General features: G+C 51.6%; 5 protein-coding genes, 1 tRNA gene and 1 pseudogene. 4 read left to right on the forward strand and 3 right to left on the reverse strand.

Features of this window, described 5'->3' with window-relative positions:
* Window positions 1-12: 12 nt before the first annotated feature.
* From K2G43_RS08190 to K2G43_RS08200, 3 genes and pseudogenes are all read right to left on the reverse strand, one after another.
* Entirely contained in the window at window positions 13-1,371 is a 1,359-nt protein-coding gene (locus K2G43_RS08190; protein ID WP_300154059.1) for a TolC family protein, read from the reverse strand.
* Window positions 1,372-1,404: 33 nt separating this feature from the next.
* Window positions 1,405-2,055 carry a TetR/AcrR family transcriptional regulator gene (locus tag K2G43_RS08195; RefSeq protein ID WP_297643737.1) on the reverse strand — a complete coding sequence of 217 codons (651 nt, stop codon included), beginning with the start codon at window positions 2,053-2,055 and terminating at the stop codon, window positions 1,405-1,407.
* Between the two features lie 264 nt (window positions 2,056-2,319).
* Window positions 2,320-2,612: pseudogene (locus tag K2G43_RS08200) on the reverse strand (aromatic amino acid lyase); the annotation flags it as partial.
* A gap of 591 nt (window positions 2,613-3,203) precedes the next feature.
* Here K2G43_RS08200 and K2G43_RS08205 point away from each other — a divergent pair.
* From K2G43_RS08205 to K2G43_RS08220, 4 genes are all read left to right on the forward strand, one after another.
* Complete coding sequence (locus K2G43_RS08205) at window positions 3,204-5,885, forward strand: DNA gyrase/topoisomerase IV subunit A (RefSeq protein WP_300154064.1); 2,682 nt, start codon at window positions 3,204-3,206, stop codon at window positions 5,883-5,885.
* Window positions 5,886-5,956: 71 nt separating this feature from the next.
* Window positions 5,957-6,832 carry a DUF3316 domain-containing protein gene (locus K2G43_RS08210; protein WP_297644707.1) on the forward strand — a complete coding sequence of 292 codons (876 nt, stop codon included), beginning with the start codon at window positions 5,957-5,959 and terminating at the stop codon, window positions 6,830-6,832.
* 64 nt (window positions 6,833-6,896) lie between these two features.
* On the forward strand, window positions 6,897-7,907 hold the full coding sequence (locus K2G43_RS08215) for a S41 family peptidase (RefSeq protein WP_300154067.1): 1,011 nt from the start codon (window positions 6,897-6,899) through the stop codon (window positions 7,905-7,907).
* Window positions 7,908-8,028: 121 nt separating this feature from the next.
* A tRNA-Leu gene (locus K2G43_RS08220) sits at window positions 8,029-8,110 on the forward strand.
* Window positions 8,111-8,219 lie beyond the last annotated feature (109 nt).

An 8,219-nucleotide genomic window follows, 5' to 3' on the forward strand; every position in this document is an offset into this window, starting at 1 on the left:
GTCGTTCATTTTTTATTTCTGCACATTTATAATATAGTCTCTACCCAATACCTGGTCAAGGTCGGCCTTAGCCACCAAGTAGTCGTAAATGGACTGGTTGTAGGTCAGCTCGGCCTGCGTCAGCTGCACTTGCGAATTGTTCAGTTCGAGCACCGTACCCTTACCTACCTCATAACGCTTACCGGCAATCTCTACCGCCTTCTTAGCCTGATACACATTCTCCTTGTTACTGGACACCTGCTCTGAGCTAGCCGCCATATTGTTGCGATAGCTTGTTGCCTGCATATTCAGTTTACGTTCGGTATCGATACGGTTCTGCGCCAGCTGGTTCATCTGGATGCGGTTGGTTTTGAGCTTGGTAAAATTGCTTGCCCGGAAGATGGGTATGCTCAGGTTGAAAACAAGCGAAGAGCTTCCCGCCCAGTCGTAATGGAACAATTTCCAGTTGGGGTTACTTACAGACTGATATTGATAAGAATAGGTCGTTGACAACGATGGCATGAAATTGGTATTCAGCGTCTTCTGGTTCTGCAGCAACATCTTCCTGTTCAAATCCAACTGTTTCATCGTGGAGTTGTTCACCAATCCTTCATCAAAAGTCTCCAGTTGGTTGGCAAACACATAATTCTCATACGTGGCAAGGCTGTCTTCAATACGGAGGCTGACATTCGCCGTAATTCCCATCAGCACCTTCAGTTGAAGAATGGACAGCGTAACAGCATTACCTGCCGAAACCAAATTAGGCTTCACGCTGCGCATCTGCACCTCGGCGCTGATTTTGTCGAACTCACTGACCGCACCCTGTTGGAATTTCGCGTTTACCACGTTGAAATTCTCTTCGGCCACTTTGTAACTCTGTTTCAGCACTTCGTAGGAATCTTGCGCCAGCATCAACTGATAATAGGCTTTCGTCACCTGATTCACCAAATCCTGCTTGGAAGCACGCGATTTCTCCACCGCCAATTCAATGTCCGTCTTGGTCATGGACATCGCCCGGTAAACGGAGGGGGCGAACAAGGGCAGGCTGACGGTCAAAGCACCTGACACCGTATTGGCATTGTCAATACCCATCTTAAACTTCTGTCCGGCCAAATTCATTTCAGGAGCGGTAATGGTGTGGCTCCAAGTGCCACCAATGTTCGCTTCCGGCAACAAGTTTTGCCACGTCTCCTTGTGAGCCACTTTCTTCAAAGCAATCTCTTCTTCCGCAACTTTCATCGTGGGATTGTCGCTCAGGGCTATTTCCAAAGCCCTGTCAAGATTCAAGGTCAGTGTGTCAGCTTCTTGCGCCTTCATACGGCTGCCACCCGCAGACAACACTACCATGGTCAGCAACAACATTTTGCCAATCCAAAATCTCTGCATCTTCATAAATAATCGTTATTTGTTTGTTTATTATATTCTTTATCCAACCGGAAGTTGTTTTTTGCGATATTTATAGATAAAGTCCTCAAGTTCAGCCGCTCCTTTTTCCGTAGAAATGCCACGCAAGAAGGTGAACATAATGGATTCATATACTTCAAGGAAAGAAAACTTCTCGCAGAGGTCGGTTTCCATCAACACATCAAGCTGCTTACGTACTAACACCCCCACGATGGCAAAGTTCACGTCATCACGGAAAAAACCTTGTACCACACCCTGCCTGAAGAAACTGATGGCGTCTTCGTGGTTGCGGTTATTGTCACGCCTCACCGCTTCGTAGGCTTTGGGATACTTCTTTATCTCTTCAAAAAATTTCTTGTTAGTGGCATGGAACTTCTCTATGCTATGCTGATAAAGTTTCAGCAAGACTTCCAGCACATTGTCCGACTCCTGAAGGACTTCTTCAATATACGTATCCGTTTCTCCCTGAACTTTCAGGATACATGCTTCCAACAATGTTTCTTTGTCGGGAAACACTTCATACAATGTACGCTTGGAGATGCCTAAAGAAGCCGCAATCTCATCCATAGTGACGCATTTGATGCCTGATGCGGAAAAGGCTTCCGAAGCCACATTGATGATTCGCTCCTTCAACTCCGACCGCGATGTGAAATGTCTGGTGTGTTCGCCCATCTCTCTCTTGAATACCTTTTTCTGGACTTTAGGCTATCTGTACCTAAAGCGAGGGCAAATATAAGGAGAAAACTCTATTTACCGATTGAGTTTTCTCCTTTTTTATACAAAGCATTAATAAAAATTATATTTATACATTTTAGGGGTTATCGGGAGTTAAAAGATGTTATTACGCCCCGGAGTCAGGAGCCATAGCCAATACGCCGGCTGATGCAAGCGGCCCCATCGGCTTCCGGCCGACAACTCCCGATGCCTCCTGATTCATCAATAATCGAACTTCGTACGATTAAGGAAGGCGACAGTCTTGTCGATTTCCTTATACATCACGATGTCATCCTTGATGAAAGGTACCTCCTTACGGTATTCATGTAAGAATCGTTCCAGTATCGGAGCGCTTCGGAGATGATACAATCTGCATCAGGGAAAATCGTAGGATTGTACGTCACAGAATTGATTTCCGTCAACAGCACCAAAGCGACATACCGGATAGCGTCTTTCGTAGCGCCATGCACCTACGGAATGCAACAGAACAAATAGGGGGCTTGCACATGATGCCGCAGATGTATCGACTTTCGCTCCTCTAAAAGCATCCGAAAATCAAAAACATTTACATTATTCATCTTCTTTCCAAAAAATTCGTCCCACTCTGTCTTTTCGGTTCGCGTCTTATCCGGCCCTAATCTGCTCCATAGTTTCTTCGGTGTTTCTTCGGACGTTCTTCGGACATTCTTCGGTCCTAGGGAGTGGAGTTTGTCCGAAGAACGTCCGAAGCCGAATAGGTCCTGGTAGGGGGCGGACAGAAAGCCGACAGGGAGAACAGCACGGAGGATGGTTGAAGAGCGTTTTCTCGACCTGACGTTCCGGCCCCGGGAATAGAACAGGAAAATATTTTACATCAAGAAAAACCTTTTCACAGACAGGACAAAGGGAAAGCAATGTATTCCATGCAATTCTGTGTAAAGAGAAAGCAGTACCGTCGTTTTCGGACGGTCCGGAAAAGGCGGACAGGACAGAAAGGAGGCGTGCAGAAGCAGATAAAAGCATACAAACGCAAAATCCACCGCAGAGGTTCCCATATATAAAATAAAATTCGTAATTTTGCCTGCAACCGATAATCAGTAATATCACAGAACAACCCTCGAACAAATATGAGTGAAGATTTTGAAGCACCGAAAGACGACCTGAACAGCGAACTACCCGCCGGAAACGGGGAGCATTCGGATTATAAACCCGCCGACACGAAAGATGCCAACGTGAAGCACCAGTTGAGCGGCATGTACCAGAACTGGTTTCTGGACTACGCCTCCTACGTCATACTGGAACGCGCCGTACCCCACATCATGGACGGGCTGAAACCCGTGCAGCGACGCATCCTGCACACCATGCGCCGTATGGAGGACGGACGATACAACAAAGTGGCAAACATCGTGGGCGAAGCCATGAAATTTCATCCCCACGGCGATGCCTCCATCAAGGAAGCACTGGTGCAGCTGGGGCAGAAAGACATGCTCATCGACTGCCAGGGAAACTGGGGAAACATACTGACGGGGGACGCCGCTGCCGCCGCCCGATATATCGAGGCCCGACTGACGAAGTTCGCCCTGGACGTAGTGTTCAACCCCAAGACCACCGAATGGAAATTGTCGTACGACGGGCGCAACCGCGAACCGGTGACCCTACCGGTGAAGTTCCCCCTGTTACTGGCGCAAGGCGTAGAAGGAATAGCCGTGGGGCTGTCATCAAAAATACTGCCACACAATTTCAACGAGCTGTGCGACGCCGCCATCAGCTACCTGCACGGCAAAACGTTCACGCTCTATCCCGACTTCCAGACGGGGGGCTCCATCGACGTATCCAAGTACAACGACGGCGAGCGGGGCGGAAGCGTACGTGTACGTTCCAAAATAGAGAAGATAGACAACAAGACGCTCGCCGTCAAGGAAATCCCCTTCGGAAAAACCGTGGCAAGCGTGTGCGACTCCATCGTGAAGGCCAGCGAGAAGGGTAAAATCAAAATCCGCAAGGTGGAAGACCTCACCTCGAGAAGCGTGGAAATATTGGTACATCTGGCACCGGGCACCTCGTCGGACAAGACCATCGACGCGCTCTATGCCTTCACCGACTGCGAGGTGAGCATCTCGCCCAACTGCTGCATCATTGACAACCAAAAGCCGCACTTCCTCACCGTGAGCGACGTGCTGCGCAAGTCTGCCGACAACACCCTCGCCCTGCTGCGCCGCGAACTGGAGATACGCAAGACAGAGATACTGGAAAGCCTCCACTTCGCCTCCCTCGAGAAAATATTCATCGAAGAACGCATCTATAAGGACAAAGAGTTCGAACAAGCACGCCACATGGACGCCGCCTGCGAACATATCGACCTCCGCCTGACCCCCTATTACCCCACCTTCGTCCGCGAAGTGACCAAAGAAGACATCCTCCGCCTGATGGAGATAAAGATGGCGCGCATCCTCAAGTTCAACTCCGACAAGGCCGAAGAGCAGATTGCCCGCATGAGGCAGGAAATTGAAGAGACCGAACGCCACCTGGCGAACATCGTGGAATATACCGTAGAATGGTTCCGCACGCTGAAAGAGAAGTACGGGAAAGGATTTCCCCGCCGCACGGAGCTGCGCAACTTCGACACCATCGAGGCCACCAAGGTCATCGAAGCCAACGAAAAACTCTACATCAACCGCGAAGAGGGCTTCATCGGCACAGGGCTGAAGAAGGACGAGTTCATAGGCAACTGCTCGCCCATAGACGACGTGATAGTCTTCTTCCGCGACGGACGATACATCATCACTCCCGTGACCGACAAGAAGTTCGTGGGCAAGAACATCCTCTACGCCAATGTGTTCAAGAAGAACGACAAACGCACCATCTACAACGTATGCTACCGCGACGGCAAAGAGGGCACCAGCTACATCAAGCGCTTTGCCGTGACCTCCGTAGTGCGCGACCGCGAATACGACGTCACCCAAGGCACCCCCGACTCGCGCGTCACCTACTTCACCGCCAATCCCAACGGCGAGGCTGAGGTCATCAAGGTGACACTAAAGCCCAATCCACGCGTGCGCCACCTCATCTTCGAGGAAGACTTCAGCCGGATAAACATCAAGGGGCGCCAGGCCATGGGAAACATCCTCACAAAGCTGCCCGTACACAAAATCACCCTCAAACAGCGCGGAGGCTCCACCCTGGGAGGACGCAAAGTATGGTTCGACAGCGACGTACTGCGCCTCAACTACGATGGACGCGGCGAGTATCTGGGCGAGTTCCACAGCGGAGACTCCATTCTGGTGATATACAACAACGGAGACTTCTGCACGACCAGCTTCGACCTGAACAACCATTACGACAACGGCATACGCATCATCGAAAAATACGAACCCGACAAGATATGGACCGCCGTGCTGTATGACGCCGACCAGCAGAACTACCCCTACATCAAGCGCTTCTGTCTGGAAACGACCGCCCGCAAACAGAACTACTTGGGCGAAAACAGGCACAACGAACTTATCCTACTGACCGACGAGTGCTATCCGCGCCTTGAGGTGGTGTTCGGCGGACACGACAGCTTCCGCGAGCCGCTGGTGGTGGAGGCCGACGAGTTCATCGCCGTGAAAGGATTCAAGGCCAAAGGCAAACGCCTGACCACCTATACCCTTGACACCATCAACGAACTGGAGCCTACCCGACAGCCGCTCCCCCCGCAGAAGCCCGAACGGACGGAAACGGACAAAGAACCGGAGATCCTGGACCCCGATCACGGCAAGAGCGAGAGCGACATTCTGGACGAGATGACCGGACAGATGAAGCTGTTTTGAGATTTATGATTTCAGATTTATGATTTATAACAGTCACCCGATGATAAGCCTTCGGCTTGAACGATGATTTTATGATGACAAGGTTATACCAGATAATAATCCTTCTGTGCGGCATGCTTGCGGCAACCGCACCTCTGAAGGCGCAGGAGGCGGAAGACGACCCGGCGCAGACGCTGCGGACCGACTCCGCCAGCCGCCACCGGCTCATCACCCGCGCCACCCTGTATGGTGCCGGCTTCACCAACGTGTTCGACACCTACTTGTCACCACAGGAATATCGTGGCATCGACTTCCGCATCGTCCGCGAAAGCATGCGGATGACACGCCTCCTGAACGGCCACGTGTCGCTGCAAACGCTCTTCCAGGCCGATCTGGGATATACGCACAACAAGGTCGATAACAACAACACCCTCTCCGCCCTGGCAAACTGGAACTACGGGCTGCACTACCACTTCCCCCTCACCGGCAACTTCAAACTGCTTGCCGGAGGCGTGGGCGACTTCAACGGCGGATTCGTTTACAACCTGCGCAACGGTAATAATCCTGCCCAGGCACGCGCCTACGTCAATCTGGCAGCATCGGGCATGGCCGTCTGGGAACTGCGCGTCAAAGGCCGCCCCATCACCCTGCGCTACCAGCTGAACCTCCCGCTGATGGGCGTGATGTTTATGCCCAACTACGGGCAATCCTACTACGAGATATTCACGCTGGGCCATTGGGACGGTGTTGTCCGCTTCACCTCCCTACACAACCAGCCCTCTCTGAGGCAGATGCTGACAGCCGACTTCCCCGTAGGACGCGCCCGCATGCGCCTCGCCTACCTGTGGGACACGCAGCAGGCGAAGGTGAACGAGATAAAGACCCACACCTACTCGCACGTGTTCATGGTGGGGTTTGTGAAAGAGCTATACTTGTTTTCTAATAAAAAAGGAGTTAAAGGGAGTTAGAAGGAGTTATCGGCCTCTAACTCCTGACACCCCATTAACTCCGTTCCCTAAAAAACATACCATCATGACACCCAAAAGATACCTTTTCATCCTTCGGAGCCTGCTGCTCGCACTGCCCATCCTACTGAACGGATGCATCCGTGAAGAGGAGTTCGACAACACCCCGCAAGGCAACTTCGAGGCCTTGTGGAAAATCATCGACGAGCAATACTGCTTCCTCGACTACAAACAGATAGACTGGGATGCCGTCCACAACAAGTATCGCCCCCTCATCACTTCCGGCATGAGTCACGACGGGTTGTTCGAAGTGTTGGGCAACATGCTTGCCGAGCTGAAAGACGGCCACGTCAATCTCTACGCCTCACACAACATGGCACGCTACTGGGACTGGTACCTGGACTACCCCCGCAACTTCAACGAGAGCCTCATCGAACAATACCTGGGAAGAGGCTACCGCATTGCCGGAGGCGCCAAATATACCATTCTGGAAGACAACATCGGCTACGTGTATTACGAATCCTTCGCCAGCGGCATAGGCGACGGCAACCTGAGCGAGATACTCTCCTACCTCTCCGTCTGCAACGGTCTGATTATCGACGTGCGCAACAACGGAGGCGGAAACCTGACCAACGCCACCCGCATGGCCCAACGATTCACCAACGAAAAAGTACTGACCGGCTACATCCAGCACAAGACCGGCAAAGGACACAACGACTTCTCGGAACCGACCCCCATCTACATCGAGCCCTCCAACAACATCCGCTGGCAAAAGAAGGTCGCCGTCCTCACCAACCGACATTCCTACAGCGCCACCAACGATTTTGTCAATTCCATGCGCTATTTCCCCAACGTCACCCTGGTGGGCGACAAAACCGGCGGCGGCTCGGGCCTGCCCTTCTCCTCGGAACTGCCCAACGGATGGGGCGTGCGCTTCTCCGCCAGCCCGCACCTCGATGCCCAGAAACAACACATCGAATTCGGTATAGACCCCGACAAGAAGGTGGACATGAACAAGAAGGACGAAAATAATGGGATAGATACAATTATCGAGGAGGCGAGAAGGTTGCTGAGGTAAGAACTTCATCCGGCAATCCGACATCATCCTTCAGTCATGTATTTCTTTGAATTTATCCACCCTACAAATTTGCCAGAACCAAAATTCTTCCTATCTTTGCCACGCTAAACGAAATTACCCTGCGGATGTGGCGTAATTGGTAGCCGCGCCAGACTTAGGATCTGGTGCCGTAAGGCGTGTAGGTTCGAGTCCTATCATCCGCACAGTTTCTTGGAATAAACCTAGAAGACAAGCCAAAAAGAGGGTGTGTCAAAACTGGCATATCCTCTTTTTTTATGTTCAAAGCCCAGACTTTCCCAAGCCCGGGCTTTG

Source organism: Bacteroides sp. (genome assembly GCF_029057325.1).
Classification (GTDB): domain Bacteria; phylum Bacteroidota; class Bacteroidia; order Bacteroidales; family Bacteroidaceae; genus Bacteroides.

What these genes read in the sequence shown, in the direction of transcription:
- K2G43_RS08190 (WP_300154059.1), bottom strand. Translation starts at nt 1,371, where the DNA reads ATGAAGATGCAGAGATTTTGGATTGGCAAAATGTTGTTGCTGACCATG.
- K2G43_RS08195 (WP_297643737.1), bottom strand. Translation starts at nt 2,055, where the DNA reads ATGGGCGAACACACCAGACATTTCACATCGCGGTCGGAGTTGAAGGAG.
- K2G43_RS08205 (WP_300154064.1), top strand. Translation starts at nt 3,204, where the DNA reads ATGAGTGAAGATTTTGAAGCACCGAAAGACGACCTGAACAGCGAACTA.
- K2G43_RS08210 (WP_297644707.1), top strand. Translation starts at nt 5,957, where the DNA reads ATGATGACAAGGTTATACCAGATAATAATCCTTCTGTGCGGCATGCTT.
- K2G43_RS08215 (WP_300154067.1), top strand. Translation starts at nt 6,897, where the DNA reads ATGACACCCAAAAGATACCTTTTCATCCTTCGGAGCCTGCTGCTCGCA.